The 14,742-nt window shown below is 45.2% G+C and carries 13 protein-coding genes; 4 read left to right on the top strand and 9 right to left on the bottom strand.

What is annotated here, in order from left to right:
* Nucleotides 1–53: 53 nt before the first annotated feature.
* The 5 genes from AB4274_RS11460 to AB4274_RS11440 all read right to left on the bottom strand — a co-directional run bounded on the left by AB4274_RS11460 (nucleotide 54) and on the right by AB4274_RS11440 (nucleotide 5,794).
* Nucleotides 54–1,394, bottom strand: a complete 1,341-nt coding sequence (locus AB4274_RS11460) for an MFS transporter (protein WP_102504387.1) — start codon at nucleotides 1,392–1,394, stop codon at nucleotides 54–56.
* Nucleotides 1,395–1,402: 8 nt separating this feature from the next.
* Nucleotides 1,403–2,899, bottom strand: coding sequence for a signal transduction histidine-protein kinase/phosphatase UhpB (gene uhpB / locus AB4274_RS11455; RefSeq protein WP_372112077.1), 1,497 nt, complete (start codon nucleotides 2,897–2,899; stop codon nucleotides 1,403–1,405).
* Entirely contained in the window at nucleotides 2,899–3,507 is a 609-nt protein-coding gene (uhpA, locus tag AB4274_RS11450) for a transcriptional regulator UhpA (RefSeq protein WP_372112075.1), read from the bottom strand. Before uhpA ends, uhpB begins: the two co-directional genes overlap by 1 nt.
* 147 nt (nucleotides 3,508–3,654) lie before the next feature.
* Nucleotides 3,655–5,049, bottom strand: coding sequence for a hexose-6-phosphate:phosphate antiporter (gene uhpT, locus AB4274_RS11445; protein WP_017061544.1), 1,395 nt, complete (start codon nucleotides 5,047–5,049; stop codon nucleotides 3,655–3,657).
* Between the two features lie 406 nt (nucleotides 5,050–5,455).
* On the bottom strand, nucleotides 5,456–5,794 hold the full coding sequence (locus AB4274_RS11440; RefSeq protein WP_017061543.1) for a DUF1840 domain-containing protein: 339 nt from the start codon (nucleotides 5,792–5,794) through the stop codon (nucleotides 5,456–5,458).
* Nucleotides 5,795–6,109: 315 nt separating this feature from the next.
* Here AB4274_RS11440 and AB4274_RS11435 point away from each other — a divergent pair, with 315 nt between their 5' ends.
* Nucleotides 6,110–7,300 (top strand): GGDEF domain-containing protein, encoded by a 1,191-nt coding sequence (locus tag AB4274_RS11435; protein ID WP_102321386.1) that lies wholly within the window; start codon nucleotides 6,110–6,112, stop codon nucleotides 7,298–7,300.
* A gap of 25 nt (nucleotides 7,301–7,325) precedes the next feature.
* Here AB4274_RS11435 and AB4274_RS11430 read toward each other — a convergent pair whose 3' ends face one another.
* Nucleotides 7,326–7,610 carry a hypothetical protein gene (locus AB4274_RS11430; RefSeq protein ID WP_372112073.1) on the bottom strand — a complete coding sequence of 95 codons (285 nt, stop codon included), beginning with the start codon at nucleotides 7,608–7,610 and terminating at the stop codon, nucleotides 7,326–7,328.
* 157 nt (nucleotides 7,611–7,767) lie between these two features.
* Here AB4274_RS11430 and AB4274_RS11425 point away from each other — a divergent pair, with 157 nt between their 5' ends.
* Nucleotides 7,768–8,640 carry a pirin family protein gene (locus AB4274_RS11425; protein WP_017069674.1) on the top strand — a complete coding sequence of 291 codons (873 nt, stop codon included), beginning with the start codon at nucleotides 7,768–7,770 and terminating at the stop codon, nucleotides 8,638–8,640.
* 197 nt (nucleotides 8,641–8,837) lie between these two features.
* Here the strand turns inward: AB4274_RS11425 and AB4274_RS11420 are convergent, their stop codons facing one another.
* Nucleotides 8,838–9,119 (bottom strand): pyrimidine/purine nucleoside phosphorylase, encoded by a 282-nt coding sequence (locus AB4274_RS11420; protein WP_017057600.1) that lies wholly within the window; start codon nucleotides 9,117–9,119, stop codon nucleotides 8,838–8,840.
* Nucleotides 9,120–9,426: 307 nt separating this feature from the next.
* Between AB4274_RS11420 and AB4274_RS11415 the strand changes: the two genes are divergently transcribed.
* Both AB4274_RS11415 and AB4274_RS11410 read left to right on the top strand, forming a co-directional pair.
* Nucleotides 9,427–9,891, top strand: a complete 465-nt coding sequence (locus tag AB4274_RS11415; RefSeq protein ID WP_017065063.1) for a DUF2850 domain-containing protein — start codon at nucleotides 9,427–9,429, stop codon at nucleotides 9,889–9,891.
* A 398-nt stretch (nucleotides 9,892–10,289) separates the two neighbouring features.
* Nucleotides 10,290–12,830: a glycosyl hydrolase family 18 protein gene (locus AB4274_RS11410; RefSeq protein ID WP_136982296.1), complete on the top strand. Its 2,541-nt coding sequence runs from the start codon at nucleotides 10,290–10,292 to the stop codon at nucleotides 12,828–12,830.
* Nucleotides 12,831–12,974: 144 nt separating this feature from the next.
* On the opposite strand, the gene AB4274_RS11405 is transcribed toward AB4274_RS11410, so the two are convergent.
* Both AB4274_RS11405 and AB4274_RS11400 read right to left on the bottom strand, forming a co-directional pair.
* On the bottom strand, nucleotides 12,975–13,823 hold the full coding sequence (locus tag AB4274_RS11405) for an alpha/beta hydrolase (protein ID WP_017065066.1): 849 nt from the start codon (nucleotides 13,821–13,823) through the stop codon (nucleotides 12,975–12,977).
* 176 nt (nucleotides 13,824–13,999) lie between these two features.
* Entirely contained in the window at nucleotides 14,000–14,593 is a 594-nt protein-coding gene (locus AB4274_RS11400) for a TetR/AcrR family transcriptional regulator (protein WP_017072389.1), read from the bottom strand.
* Nucleotides 14,594–14,742 lie beyond the last annotated feature (149 nt).

Below are 14,742 nucleotides of genomic sequence, written 5' to 3'. Positions count from 1 at the left end.
TACAAACATCTGAATACAAGCACCAGCGACTATCTTGTTATCGAGAAGGCCCCTTAAAAGCCAGAGCGAGCCTCTGCACTTTTCTGAGGTGATTGAGCTTGTAGGAAAGGCAGTAGCAGCAAGCCAATAACGGCCGCACAAGTCGAGATGGTAATGAAGAATCCACTCCAGCCATAAGTTTCTAGAACGAGCGCTAATGGGTAACCAGAAAGTGCTGCACCCATGTAAGCAAACAAGCCAACAAAACCTGTCGCCGCCCCAGCAGAGTCTTTGTGCGAGCATTCTGCCGCCGCCATGCCAATAAGCATTTGAGGACCAAAAACAAAAAAGCCTACACAAAACAGCCCAGCCGCTTGAAACACAAAGTTGGTTAAAGGCATCAACCACAATGCTGAAACTGAAAGAAATATGCCGATGGCAAACAAGATGTTCATTGGACCGCGGTTGCCACCAAACAGCCTATCCGAGCCCCACCCAGCAACAAGTGAACCAACGAAACCGCCAATCTCAAACAGAGACAAGGCAGCGTTGGCGTTTATCAAACTGTAATTGTGTTCTTCGGTTAAGTATAAGTTACCCCAGTCGTTAACCGCCGTTCTTACGATGTAAACCAGCACATAGCTAAAGGCGAGCAACCAAATGTACTTATTGCTGAACACATAGGTTTTCAATATTTCTCGATAGCTTAACCCTTGTCCATGGTTCTCTTGCGCCAACTCTAGATGGTCACTGCGCCACTTCCCTACCGTCGGGAGTCCCATGGTGGTGGGCTTGTCACGTAAGCGCCAGCAAACGATAAGACCGATAAATACACCAATCACACCCGGCCAGATAAACCCAGCCCGCCAACTGAATTGCAGCGTTAGATAACCCACGAGAATAGGAATTAGCGCCCCACCAACGTTGTGTGCTGTATTCCATATAGCCCAGCGAAAGCCTCTTTCGGAACGAGAATACCAAGTCGTCAATAACTTGGAACACGATGGCCAGCCCCAACCTTGGAACCATGCATTAAGCACCCAAAGCGAGATAAAAGCCGCCAACGAACTAGAAAAACCAAACGCGATATTGATCAAACCTGTCGCGATTAGGCCGAGCCCCATGAAGTAACGCGGGTTTGACCGATCCGATATCGTGCCTGATATAAATTTCGATAAGCCATAAGAAAGATAAAAGAGCGTGCCAATTAAGCCGATATCGCCTTTATCCAAACCAAGGTCGGTGATCATGGCTGGCGCGGCATAATTAAAGGTTTTACGAGTGAAGTAAAAACCTGCATAGCCGACATACATACCTATCATGATGTGGAGGCGCCAGTAGCGATAACTCTGATTGACCTCATCATCAGTTAGAGCATCACTCTTTGACATTGTTGAGCGCAGAAATCCAAACATATTCGTTCTCACACTTTAGGTAATGTAACGCTGATATTGGTACCCGAAGATGAGCCATTAGCGTTGATTGTCATCTTGCCGCCGAGCGCCTGAACACGCTCTTGCATACCACGAACCCCCATTCCTTTGAGAAGGTCTTGCGCTGTAAAACCAACGCCATTGTCTGAGATCCGAAGATAAGCCTGATCATCTAGAATCAGTTCAATTCTGATTTCGCTCGCGTTGGCGTATTTAGAGGCATTGTTTAGAGATTCTTGGCACAGCCTGAAGATAGTGACCTTGAGCGTGTCACTCAAACACGAGTAATCACCTTGCCAATTTAACTGGATATCAACGCCGTGATCCGAAAACTCCATCTCTCGAATAAGCTGTTCCACGGAATCTTTTAGGTCAAGATCGTCCAACATCTTAGGTCTTAGTTTTGTAAGTAGGCGTTTGGTGGTGTCATAAACATTCAAAGACAATGACTCAATCGTCCCCGCACAGCGAACGCTCATCTCAGCCGCATCGATACGCTTAATAATGTTTGCTTGAGTGCGAATCGCCGTGATGTTCTGACCGATTTCATCGTGTAGCTCACGAGCAATGTCACGACGAACCGATTCTTCAGCCGTGATTAACTGACGTGAAAGATTTTGATTTCTGGAGAGCTCACTGCGCAATTTCGAATTGAGATCTTTTTGCTTTTGAACCGCAAGACCCAGCAATATGCCAGTGATGGTTTGAGCAGAAAGAGATAAGAGTAAATCAGTAATTTCGAGTTTGGACGTTCCGCTGTGAGCTGCAATCAGCGCGACGCTGTTTAATAGAGTCGCCAGTAATGCGCCCTGCCATCCGTAACGAACGGCGAGCAGGATAATAGGGATAGCCATACAGAATGGGGCGAAGCGTCTGAGTTCATCTGGCAGGCTAGTCTGTATCAATATACTGGCCACCAGCAACACGCTGTATAAGGCAATATGACGAATTTTAAACTCAACAGCATTGTGAATTAAGTAAGAGCTCAACGGTGCCCACTTATTTTGAAATAGATAGTTCCAAACTAGATAGCACATTGGGACGAGCATTAACCCGCCTGTGATGCTCACCAACCACACCATATAAGTTGCAGGCACATGAGAACCGACGACAGCAACATTGATCAGTGAGGTCACCATTATAATGCTGGCCATGACCAATAAGTGCCGATTTTGGTCACCGTAGTAATACCGTTTGGCAAATAGAGTAGCTGGAATGCTTAATCCGCTGGCGATTAAAACGGTTAACCATTGGGGTTCATCCAGTAATAGAGCCAAAGCGATCGCGAGCCCCCACTCTGCAACGTAAATGGCAGGCCAATATTGTGTGCGAGTGTGCAGCGTCATTCCCAATCGAAGCGAGAATGGGAAAAGCAGAATGGCTAACTCAGGGTCATTAATAAAATAGAAAGCGATAACCCACAAACAAAACCATGCGCAACCCGCCATAAAAACCCCGCACAAGGAGGTGGCTAGGTAAGAGCGCATTAGTACTGTTCTTGAGTGAATAGTTTGGCTAGCTCAACGTTGTTTTTAACATTAAGTTTGTCCATGGCATTGGCACGGTGCACATGTACCGTTTTATGGCTAACCCCTAACTCGACAGCAATAGACTTTACATCGAGCCCTGTCGCCAATAATTGGCACACTTCGCTTTCTCTGCGGGTTAACTGATTTAAAGAGGCCTTATTCTTTAGTGGTGTCGCAAGCTTTATTGCGATATCTGGCGTAAGGTAACAACCACCATTTGCGCTCGTGTGTACGGCTTGAATTAACTCATCAGGGCTACAGCGCTTGCTGAGATAACCTTTGGCTCCTAACTCTAATGACTTCTCAACCATCGCCGGAGAGTCATGAACGCTCAACATTATGCTGGCAATGCCAGATGGAATCTCTTCCAATAAGCTCAGGCCACTTTCGTCTTGCATTGAGATATCTAAGATCACGACATCAGGGTGACAACTTGGCAATCCTAGGCGCGCTTCTGCCGCAGAGTTGAATTCCCCCACGACCGTAATATCAGCTTCAAGACTGAGTAATTGAGCAAAGCCAGATCGAACAATGACGTGGTCATCAACAAGCGCAACATTAATCATGATATTAACCAAAATTAAGAGTAAGAAAGAAAAATAGCCCCAACAGGAGCTATCTAAAATTAAGTTTATTAATAAAGATGATACTGAATCGAACTAACGATTGGTATGATCTCACGTGCTTTAAACCAATAAAGCACGTGAGACTCGCTACGCGTTTTGAGACGCTAAGTGTATTTTCTTAGCGTGGCGAATCTTCTTCTCTTCCGCAACCGCAACGAATAGCAGTAACACGATACAAATGGCAGCTGACGTATCAAGCGCTGCGAACGTGCCTTTCCAACCCGTTAAGCCAAAAATAGGTGTGCCGTCTGCAATCATACCTAGGCCAAGTTTGGCAAAGCTGTCACCAATTAAGTAAGCAAATGTACCTTTCACGCCATCCGCAACGCTGATTGCTTTCTTAGGCACGAAACCTACTGCAGCAACACCAATCAGCAACTGAGGACCAAATACTAGGAAACCAAGCACAAACAGTGATGCTAGGTACATGAACTCACTGGTTGCATGCTGGTAGAACTCTAGCGAAACGATAATCAGGCCAAGCGATACACAAGCAACCAAAGCACGGCGTCCGTTCGCAAGGTCTGACAGATAACCCCACATTAACGTACCGACCAGTGCACCAACCTCAAACAGAGTGAAGCCTGAAATCGCGGTTTCTTTTGATAGACCTAGCTCTTGATACGCATAAACGGTAGACCATTGATCGATACCGATACGAACAATGTATAAGAAGATATTCGCGAAGCAGAGCAACCAGATCACTTTGTTTTTCAGGATGTATTCAACAAAGATCTCTTTCTTAGTCATTTGATTTTCTTCAGCAGCCGTATCTTCTTCGCTGACTTCTTCATCAAACAACTCTTCAACCGTACCTAGACCATAGGCTTCTGGAGAGTCATTACCAAAGCGCATACCAATAAAGCCAACCACAATCGCAATGATTGATGGGAACACGAACATACCGATCACGTTGCCATCAAAAAGGTAGTTAGCACCGAACAGAGCAACACCAGCGGCACCTGCGCCACCCACGTTGTGCGACATATTCCAAAGGCCTAAATAAGAACCACGCTTGTTACGAGGCGTCCATTTAGTGATGGTCGAGTAGCTTGAAGGACCGCCGGTACTTTGGAAGAAACCACTCAACGCATAGAAGGCAACCATCAAGAATAAGCTAGCACTGCCACCGCCCATACTGAAGCTGAAGCCCAACATAGCGATACCAGAAAGGACAAGCATGAATGGCAGGAACTGCTTGGTGTTTTTACCATCGGCATAATAGGAAACGACGGTTTTACCGATACCGTAAGTGATAGAGAAACCCAGACCGATAAGACCTAGATCCGTCATCGATAATCCATAAGTAGAAATCATGTCGTTTTGCGCGACATTGAAGTTCTTACGGATCAAATACATGGTTAGATAACCAATGAACACGACGAGGTAAGATTGTAGGAATGGTTTAAACCACATTTTTCTTCTAGTTTCGACCGGAAGATCTAGCGTCGGTTTTCGAACCTGATCTAGGAACTTTAACATTGTGAACTCTCTTATTTTTTGTGAGGTCTGCACGGCATAATTGCGGCCATACATTGTTTGTTAGTTGACCGTGAAATAATAAGGAGTCTAAAAATCGACCGCATGAGAGAGGGTCTTAGAATAACTAGGAAAAATTCTTAGTTCAGAATTGGGAGTCAAGAAAGCGTGAACAGCATCACTTTGTTTACGGTCTGTTATGGATTGATATTACGATAACAAAAGTCACTCATTTCAGGGCTGACGAACCTTGTAAATAAACAGAAACGAGTGGATTACTTCACTAAAAAAACACCAGTATCGGTTCATCACCATAAAACTCCATGGTCATGGTGTGTCCGATACTGGTTCAGCATTCATTCTGATTAAAATAGATTCAATAGGCTTGTTACGTTTCGCGTGAATCGTACTACAGTCGCTTGCCGCTACCGTCTTCCCACATTACTTCACATTCATCTTTGATGGCAGCTTTTAATAATTCAACCAGTGGGAACGCTCGACTACCGATATTAACAGGCGCTTCAACCACCTCTTCTTCATTGTCGTCATCAGTATTTTCATGCTCTACGGACTTGCTCTGCTCTGCTGCAATAGCAGCACGTAGATTATCCAGAGCTTGAGGAACCTCTGAAGCATCCATAGCACCTGGGATGGAGCCGCTATGCCCAAGCATCTTGATGAACTGGAGGCCGACTTCACCAAACATCGTGACACTAGCATGAGCTTTACAACTAAAGGTAATTAACATAATGAGCCTTTCTTAATTTTGGTCGTTTACAAACTATGTGGAGTAACTCTCTGGAAAGCAAGTAGATAAACATCAAACAACGGTTACAAGTTTGATGCTTAAATCTAATCTTCTAGAGATGACCAGCACCATCGGTGATATACATCACTATTTGGAATTGATTGAACAGCCTTTCATATGAAACCTTGATAGTAGTCACACTAAATAGACATCTAAGCCTCTGCATAGCTTGTTATTTAATCTACTATTAACACCATTATCAAAAACTTTGGCACAGATCACATGAAAAGGCTCGTCGGCAGGCACCTAGAAGAAATGGCGGACATACGATCCACCCGCAAGCAAAAAATTGTCCACTCCTTTTCACTGACTGCCGCTGCGTTATTCATTTTCTATACTTGGGCTTACTTCGAAGGCGAGCATTACACGCTGTCAATATTCGAATTGTGCTTCGCCATCATTGCCATTTCTAACGCTTTATATGTAAGAAAAGTCATCAATCCTGAGTATTCCGAATTGATTCTGAGTGGTGTTCTTCTAGTTCAGGGCGTCATCCTATTCTTGTACAGTCACGCCATCCCAGATCGCATCCTCTGGCTCTACCCAATTCTGGCCGCGGTCATTTTCATTAATGATTTCAGAATTGGCATAATCTTCAGCACCTCGTTTTGCCTGTTCATCAGCACCTTGATTACAGCAATGCCCAACAATTTTTCTTTACCATTTAACAGCACACACAGATTTTTCCTTAGCTTATTTACCATGAGCTTGGTGTGCCACACATCCGCCTATTACTACACAAAAGCCGTCAGTTATATTCAACGCCTGTATAAAGAAGGCATTGAAGATCTCGCTTACAGAGATCAGTTAACCGGCTTGGCAAACCGTTGGAGCTTTGAACGCTGGGCGACAGAAAAACTAGCCACCGTGGATAGTGAGCGATCACTTACGGCATTGGTCTTTTTGGATATAGATGACTTTAAAGGCATTAACGACAGCTACGGGCACGATGTGGGAGACAGTGTCTTACAGCATTTTGCCAATCGCTTGAGCAACAACATTCGAACCAGAGACAGAAAAAGCCATGAATACGATTATTCCATCGCGCGCTTTGCTGGAGACGAGTTTGTTCTGATGCTCTACGATGTGCCAACTCGTAAAGATCTAGACGGCATTCTAGATAGGATCTGCGGGCTGTTCGAAAGCGGCTGCCAAACAAACGAGAGAATCAAGGAATTGACGTTAAGTGTTGGGGTTGCTTTGTATCCGCAAGATGCCCAAGAATTACATGAGCTGACGAGATGTGCTGATAAAGCGATGTATGTTGCCAAGCATTCAGGAAAAAACCGATATGCTTATTATCACGACAACCCAGTATCGACCCTGATAGAAGAACTACCAACGAGCCTTGTTAGCTCAGCACCGGATTCATCTGAACTTGAAGATTGCTTTGAAGCGAAGATCGAAGGGAACAATGTTACGCTATTAAAAACGCGCCAACGCTAGCCATTCCTATAACGGAGCGGCGCTGCTAACCTGCAAGGTACATAAGCCAAAGACTCACTAACCCGATCATAATAATCCATATGACTTGACGTGTTCGGTTTAGGTTATTCCCTTTAGGTCGCCTCACCACGGTTTTAAAAGCGGCTTGCTTAGCTGACTGAATAAACGGCGCTTCTATCTCACGTTTTTTCACGCGGCGTTTAACTGCGCTGTTTGCAACCTCTGTAAAGCGCTGGCTTTGCTCCGTTGTAAAGTCGTTATCAAAACCTATCCGACCATGCCTTTCGCCATGTTTTTGCTGAACTGCCATAGCGGCCTCCTTGGCGATATACTCTCTATTGAGTATAGACATAATTTCATATTGTTACCTGTTCAAGATTTTCGAATAAGTCACTCAACGCTGTGCCATCTTCTTTTTAAATCAAATTACATAAACTACAGCTATTCAAGTTTATGAGGGTTTCAAAATGACGAATGTAAGAGCAGTAGATCATGTGATTACAGCACATGCCACCTCAGATGGTGATGGCGTCAAAATCCAACGACTCGCAGGTTTTAATAACGCACGTTTCTCTCCATTTTTAATGATTGATGAACTGAAGTCGGATGAAAGCAAAGACTATGTTGGCGGCTTTCCTCCACATCCTCACCGTGGGATAGAAACGCTCACTTACATGCTCCAAGGTCACTTCCAACACAAAGACCATATGGGGAATGTTGGAGAGCTACGCAGCGGTGGCGCTCAATGGATGGCCGCAGGCCGTGGTGTCATTCACAGCGAAATGCCAATGATGGAAGAAGGTGCGCTGCATGGTTTTCAGATTTGGATAAACCAACCTGCGACACACAAAATGCAGCCAGCTCAGTATCACGATTTCCAAAGTGAAAGCATCGCGGAGCATCAAAGTGAACAAAGTGGTTTGTTAAGAGTGATTGCCGGAGGGTTTGAACTGCACAACCAAACTGACAAGGATTCAGAGGCTTTACGAGCGCAGGGTCCATTACAGAAAACAGGTGTGCCATTAAGCGTTGCGGATTGGCGCTCTCATTCTGGGCAAAAAGTCACGTTAGGGACTAATGTTAATCACAATGCCATGACTTATGTGTACCGAGGCAGTATTAAGATCGGCGACAAAGTCATCAACCAAAGTCAACTTGCCCTGCTCACCAAAGCTGAATTGTTGTCTTTAGAAAGCCTAGAAGATTCAGGTGTACTGATTTTTTCTGGTCAGCCGATTAATGAACCTGTCGTGCACTATGGTCCGTTTGTCATGAACTCGATGGAAGAGATTGAACAGACAATTCAAGACTACAACAACGGTGTGTTTGAGACTTACTGATGTCTTGGCTTTGAGCTTTGAAGGTTGAAGAGATTTTGCAACGAACAACGATTTGGTCATCCATTTGATGACTACAAAAACAAGTGACACTATCCACTGCCGGTTACTATCACTTATTTAACCACGCTCCTAGAGCGTGGTTTTTTTCTATTCAATCAGAGACAAACGATGCCCTGATTGAACAAATTTAGATCTGATTACAAATACTCACATAGGTAAGCTGTCGCTTCTTTTACCTGTAGGTCGAATGAAGAGTCACCCGCAACGTCAAAAGACTCACCAGATTGGTATGTCGTCCAATCATCATCGCCAACACGCTTTACAATCAAAGCACCTTTAACAACGGTCATCTTTTCTGGAGCCGCAGTACCAAAAGTGTACTCACCAGCCGCCATTACACCAACACTCACATCAGCACCAGACTGGTTAAACGCTAACGACTTAACGCCACCTTCAAAGTATGTGTTTTCTTTAATCATTGTACTTCCTTGTTATCTTCAAATTGCAATTATTGAGCTCACCGAGTAAGCCTATGCGTAAATTTAGGTGATAATTGTTTTAACCAATTCGAGACTTTCCTACAAGAAATAAATACGCATAGCTTAAGCATTTCTGGAGTTCGCTTTCATTGATAGCGTAAATACTGAGGAGCAAGGCTAAAAACCACTAACGCAACCACATTTATTAGAACATTCGATCCTGCTTCTAACTCTTAGAACAATTTTTGCAAACTAAGGTTTTAATTAATAGAATCTAAAACAATATCAGTCGAAAAATGAAGAGATAATGGCAAAAAAGCCGACTAAAAGCAGAGATCTATTTGCCAACTCGTTACTCTACGGCTTCCTATTAGCTGGCTTTATGGTTGCCCTCACCGCCGGCTATTTTGCTTACCAAGCCCACCAGCAATCTGTCAGCCCAAGCAACGTCTATGGCACATGGATAGAGATTGCGGCGCCACCTTACAACACCGACATCCTGACACTTTCAGAAAACGGTGTGATGATGAATCATCGTCTTATCACTACCTCATTCGATTTTGACGGGAAGATCGTCACGATCAACACTGGCTCTGGAACCACCGTTTACACCATCAGTGGTACTTACGATTCGCCTCGCTTAAAGCGATTAGAGCCAAGCGTACCATCTCAGCAATTTATTAAAGAAGGCTACGAAGATACTGCGACTGGTGATACCCATAGTGTCATGCAACAACGACGCGCTTCCTTAGCTGAGCAATTCAAAAGATAACCCTCTTATCCATACTGCCATAAGCATTCGTCTTCAAGTTTACCCGTCGATCGACCCCGCTCGCTCAACATACTTCACTTTGTGATTCAGCTTCAATCCACAGTATTTTCTTATAGTTTGTCGCACCTTTTCATAACTTCATGTCGTGAATTTTCACTTGTGAGATTTTCCTACTGAAGGATGTTTTATTTTATAAAACATGGACTCAGCCTCTCATTCATTAAGCAACAGAATTGTAACAAGATACAATTTTTTAGTTGTCCATCGAAAACGGATTTATTTTCAGTTATGAAATTAAAACTCTCTCGAATACTGACTGGGAAGCTCCTTCAAAACTGATTGGAGCCGTTTATGGGGCCATTGGGTTCTCGTAATCTTCAAGGAATGAGAGAAATAGTATGATTCGTATAAATACCTGTGCTGCAAGCATTGCTCTAGCGCTATCTGGTACAGCATTAGCTGCTCCAACAGCACCTAGCATCGACATGTACGGTTCCAACAACCTGCAATTTTCTAAAATTGAACTCGCGATGGAAACCACCTCTGGCTACAACCAGATGGTGAAATATCACGACCAAGCGAAGGTCGACGTTAAGTTCAACCAATGGAGCGGAACGTCAGGAAACACGTACAACATCTACTTTGATGGCGTTAAAGTGGCCACCGGCCCAATCACTGGCAGCCAAACCACAGCTTCTTTCGAATACGGCCAAGGCGGCTTATTTGAGATGGAAATCGAAGCGTGTGATGAAACAGGTTGTAGCAAGAGCGCACCTGCTCAAATCACGATCGCTGATACAGATGGCTCACACTTAGCGCCACTTGCGATGAATGTGGATCCGAACAACAAGTCATACAACACAGATCCAAATACGGTAGTCGGTACTTACTTTGTAGAGTGGGGTATTTACGGCCGTGATTACACCGTTGATAACCTACCCGCTGACAACTTAACCCATATCCTTTATGGCTTCATCCCAATTTGTGGTCCGAACGAATCAGTTAAATCAGTAGGCGGTAACAGCTACAACGCACTCATGACAGCTTGTCAGGGTGTTAACGATTACGAAGTGGTGATTCATGACCCTTGGGCGGCTTTCCAGAAAAGCTTCCCTCAAGCGGGACACGAATACAGCTCACCGATCAAGGGTAACTACGCAATGATGATGGCGCTCAAACAGCGTAATCCTGATTTGAAGATCATCCCATCGATTGGTGGCTGGACGCTGTCTGACCCGTTCTTTGATTTCACAACTAAAGCCAACCGTGACACCTTTGTAGCGTCTGTTAAGAAATTCCTTAACACATGGAAATTCTACGACGGTGTGGATATCGATTGGGAATTCCCTGGTGGTGGCGGTGCTGCTCCAGACCTTGGTGATCCTGTAAATGACGGCCCAGCTTACATTGCACTGATGGCAGAACTTCGCGTGATGCTAGATGAGCTAGAAGCGGAAAACGGTCGTACTTACGAGCTCACTTCTGCGATCGGTGTTGGTCACGATAAGATTGAAGACGTGAACTACGGCGATGCTATCCAATACATGGATTACATCTTCGCAATGACTTACGACTTCTACGGCGGTTGGAACAACGTGTTAGGTCACCAAACAGCACTAAACTGCGGTAACTTCATGCGTCCTGGTCAATGTGATGGCACAGGCCTTGATGAAAATGGCGAACAGTACACAGGCCCAGCTTACACCACAGACAACGGCATCCAATTGCTACTTGAACAAGGCGTTCCAGCGAACAAACTTGTGGTTGGTACAGCGATGTACGGTCGTGGCTGGGAAGGCGTATTACCATCATCACTCACCGATCCTAGCGACCCTATGACAGGGGTGGGTAACGGCAAACTGAAAGGTAGCTCTGCGCAAGGCGTATGGGAAGATGGCGTTATTGATTACAAAGGCATTAAAGAAAACATGCTTGGCGCGAATAACCAAGGCATCAACGGCTTCGAATATGGCTACGACGAAATGGCAGAAGCGCCTTACGTTTGGAACCGTACTTCAGGCCAGCTCATCACATTTGATGATGACCGCTCAGTAAAAGCAAAAGGCGCGTACGTTCGTAGCCTTGGCCTTGCGGGTCTATTCTCTTGGGAAATTGATGCAGACAACGGCGACATCCTCAACGCAATGCATGAAGGCCTTGCTGGCGGTACAACAGATCCTGTAAACCGTAAACCAACGGCAGCTGCAGGCGCAGACCAATCAGTTGAAGGCCCAGCCTCTGTTTCTCTAGATGGCAGCGCTTCAAAAGACAGCGACGGTACAATCGCGAGCTATGCTTGGTCACAAGTAAGCGGCACGGCAGTAACGCTGGCGAACGCGAATGCGGCTGTTGTAAGCTTCGATGTGGTTGAAGTCGCGCAACAAGAAGCACTCACGTTCAGCCTAACGGTAACTGATAACGAAGGCGCTACTGCAACTGACACCGTTGTTGTAACGGTAACTCCTAAAGACACAGGCCCAGTCAATACAGCACCAGTTGCTGTGGTTACGGCTCCGGCTGAAGTGAATGCAGGTGATGTAGTCGTGGTTGATGCTTCGGCTTCGAGCGATGCTGACCAACACACATTGACCTTCACGTGGGATGTACCTGCTGGTATCGATGCAACGGTTCAAGGTGCTTCAGTGAGCTTTGTCGCGGCGGAATACACGCAAGATACAACGCTGAACTTCTCTGTAACGGTCAGCGATGGCACTGATACATCGGTTGCGGCTACTTCAGTGAAAGTTCTAAAGAAAACCACAGGCGGCGGTACGTGTACTAACGCTTGGGATTCAGGCGCGGTTTACACTGGTGGCGACCAAGTGACTCAAGGCGGTAAGGTTTGGGAAGCGAAATGGTGGACAACCGGTGAAGATCCAACAACGACAGGCCAATGGGGCGTGTGGAAAGAGATCGGCCCAGCAAGCTGTGCTAACTAAAAATAGGATTGAGCTAAATACCAACTAAGCACCTAAAAGCAAGGCCAACCAGATAATGTCTGGTTGGCCTTTTTAATGTTTGTTTTCTTAGCTTTGAGCTTACGATCTTTTTACTGGCGTCCTACTGACTTGCGCTCGTTGTGCTTAGCCAATTAAGTTATCAAAGCTCTCGAACACTTGTGGGCACTTCATTACTCGCCCGTGGCCCTGTCCTTGAGTCGCAATTAAAGTAACGCGACCCATTTCATTAGCCGCACGCTGAGACACATCAAACTTAGTAAACTTGTCTTGCTCATCATGAACGATGATCGTCTGAGACTCACGAAGCGCTAGCTTTCCATAGGGATCAACAGACTGAATCGGGTAGTTAAACTGCTCTTCGACTTCTCCAACTACCGCCTCGAACAGTTTCATTGAGTAGCCAGAACGCGCAACGCTGCCAAATAGGTTTTCTAGATAATCCAGTACAGGTGCAATCAGCAATAATGGCTTGTTTTCCAATTTAACGTGCTTACATTCCAACGCAGAAGCCGTGCCCATACTGTGACCGACCAAACCTGCTACCTCACCCACCGAATCGAGAATCGCTTCAAGGCCGTTCACAAACGCAGGAATATGACCATGTACACCATCACTGCCACCATGAGCAGGATGATCATAAGCCAGAGCCGTAAAACCTTTAGCGGCGATATGTTCCATCAGAGGGAAAAACTGACTCGCGGTGCCAGACCAACCATGAGTCAGCACCCAAACAGGCCCCGTACCCAAAGAATAGGTTTTTAAAACGCCATCACGACCTTTGATTTCACTCTTGATAAGCCCTTGGGGATCAGCATTTTTCTGCTCAGTACGCATTGGAGTGAGCAGCAACTTACGTGCGGTTTTCTTCGCATGACTCGGCGCTAGGATGTAATGAAGATTGGTTGTTGCGCCAATTAAGCTGCGCTTGAAGCTGAATTTGTTCGATGTATTAAAGTAGATTTTGTCACTCATGACCGGTCCTTGTATCGCCATCATCATTGGCGGATCGAGCTCGGCCCTGAAAATCGAACGACCGTGCTATTTGTTAGTATAAAAAATGACGATAGCGCTGTTTATGGCTGCTTGCCGCCACTTCTCTTAAAATTTCTTATAAGCCTTAGTTAAACAAAACTCAGATGCTTTGCGAGCTAAACCTCTTTCCAGCTAGCGATTAAGCGCTGTACACCACTCCAAAAGTGGGTGTGGCTCGCTTGTTGGCCTCGTAACGAGTAGAACAAGTTGGCACTCAAGTAGAGGCCGTATAACTCAAAGGTTGCCTGTTTAGGATCTAAATCAGCTCTGAACTGTTTGCTCTCAACCGCTTTTGCTACCTGAATCGTCAAGTAATCAATCCACACTGAAATGGTTTTCTGCAGTGCTTTCTGAATCACAGACGTTTCACTGCCCGCATCTTTCCATGCATCAATAAACATGCAACTGCCTTGGAATGAATGGTTCCAGCCCAACCAATTGTCGAGCAGCTGTTTCAATTTCGCTTCAATATCACCATCTCCCAGCTCTCTTGCGGGAATGATGACTCTTTCGGTGAATATGGCGTTGGAATACTCGAGTACAGAGAGTTGCAGGTTTTCTTTAGAGTTGAAGTGTGCAAACAAGCCACTCTTAGACATGCCACACTGCTTGGCTAACTCGCCAATCGTCAAACTCTCAAGCCCATTCTCACTTGCAAGCGCGAATGCATGGCTCAAAATATACTCTTTGGTTATCTTTCCCTTACTCATTATTCACCAATAATAAATCTGATACATTATTTTTAGCACGTTCGTTCTTTTTTTCAAGATTTTTTACTTAACCCTAGGTATTCATTTTGTCTTATCAAAGAACTGTGGAAAAATGCGACAGTATTCAAAGGAATTTGAGTTAACCGATT

Source organism: Vibrio sp. 10N.261.55.A10, from assembly GCF_041470825.1.
Classification (GTDB): Bacteria; Pseudomonadota; Gammaproteobacteria; order Enterobacterales; family Vibrionaceae; genus Vibrio; species Vibrio crassostreae_C.
The sequence above is the reverse complement of the archived record's forward strand: the minus strand, read 5'-3'. Positions and strand labels throughout refer to the sequence as shown.

What these genes read in the sequence shown, in the direction of transcription:
- AB4274_RS11400 (WP_017072389.1), bottom strand. Translation starts at nt 14,593, where the DNA reads ATGAGTAAGGGAAAGATAACCAAAGAGTATATTTTGAGCCATGCATTC.
- uhpA (WP_372112075.1), bottom strand. Translation starts at nt 3,507, where the DNA reads ATGATTAATGTTGCGCTTGTTGATGACCACGTCATTGTTCGATCTGGC.
- AB4274_RS11460 (WP_102504387.1), bottom strand. Translation starts at nt 1,394, where the DNA reads ATGTTTGGATTTCTGCGCTCAACAATGTCAAAGAGTGATGCTCTAACT.
- uhpB (WP_372112077.1), bottom strand. Translation starts at nt 2,899, where the DNA reads ATGCGCTCTTACCTAGCCACCTCCTTGTGCGGGGTTTTTATGGCGGGT.
- AB4274_RS11405 (WP_017065066.1), bottom strand. Translation starts at nt 13,823, where the DNA reads ATGAGTGACAAAATCTACTTTAATACATCGAACAAATTCAGCTTCAAG.
- AB4274_RS11430 (WP_372112073.1), bottom strand. Translation starts at nt 7,610, where the DNA reads ATGGCAGTTCAGCAAAAACATGGCGAAAGGCATGGTCGGATAGGTTTT.
- AB4274_RS11425 (WP_017069674.1), top strand. Translation starts at nt 7,768, where the DNA reads ATGACGAATGTAAGAGCAGTAGATCATGTGATTACAGCACATGCCACC.
- AB4274_RS11420 (WP_017057600.1), bottom strand. Translation starts at nt 9,119, where the DNA reads ATGATTAAAGAAAACACATACTTTGAAGGTGGCGTTAAGTCGTTAGCG.
- AB4274_RS11435 (WP_102321386.1), top strand. Translation starts at nt 6,110, where the DNA reads ATGGCGGACATACGATCCACCCGCAAGCAAAAAATTGTCCACTCCTTT.
- uhpT (WP_017061544.1), bottom strand. Translation starts at nt 5,049, where the DNA reads ATGTTAAAGTTCCTAGATCAGGTTCGAAAACCGACGCTAGATCTTCCG.
- AB4274_RS11440 (WP_017061543.1), bottom strand. Translation starts at nt 5,794, where the DNA reads ATGTTAATTACCTTTAGTTGTAAAGCTCATGCTAGTGTCACGATGTTT.
- AB4274_RS11415 (WP_017065063.1), top strand. Translation starts at nt 9,427, where the DNA reads ATGGCAAAAAAGCCGACTAAAAGCAGAGATCTATTTGCCAACTCGTTA.
- AB4274_RS11410 (WP_136982296.1), top strand. Translation starts at nt 10,290, where the DNA reads ATGATTCGTATAAATACCTGTGCTGCAAGCATTGCTCTAGCGCTATCT.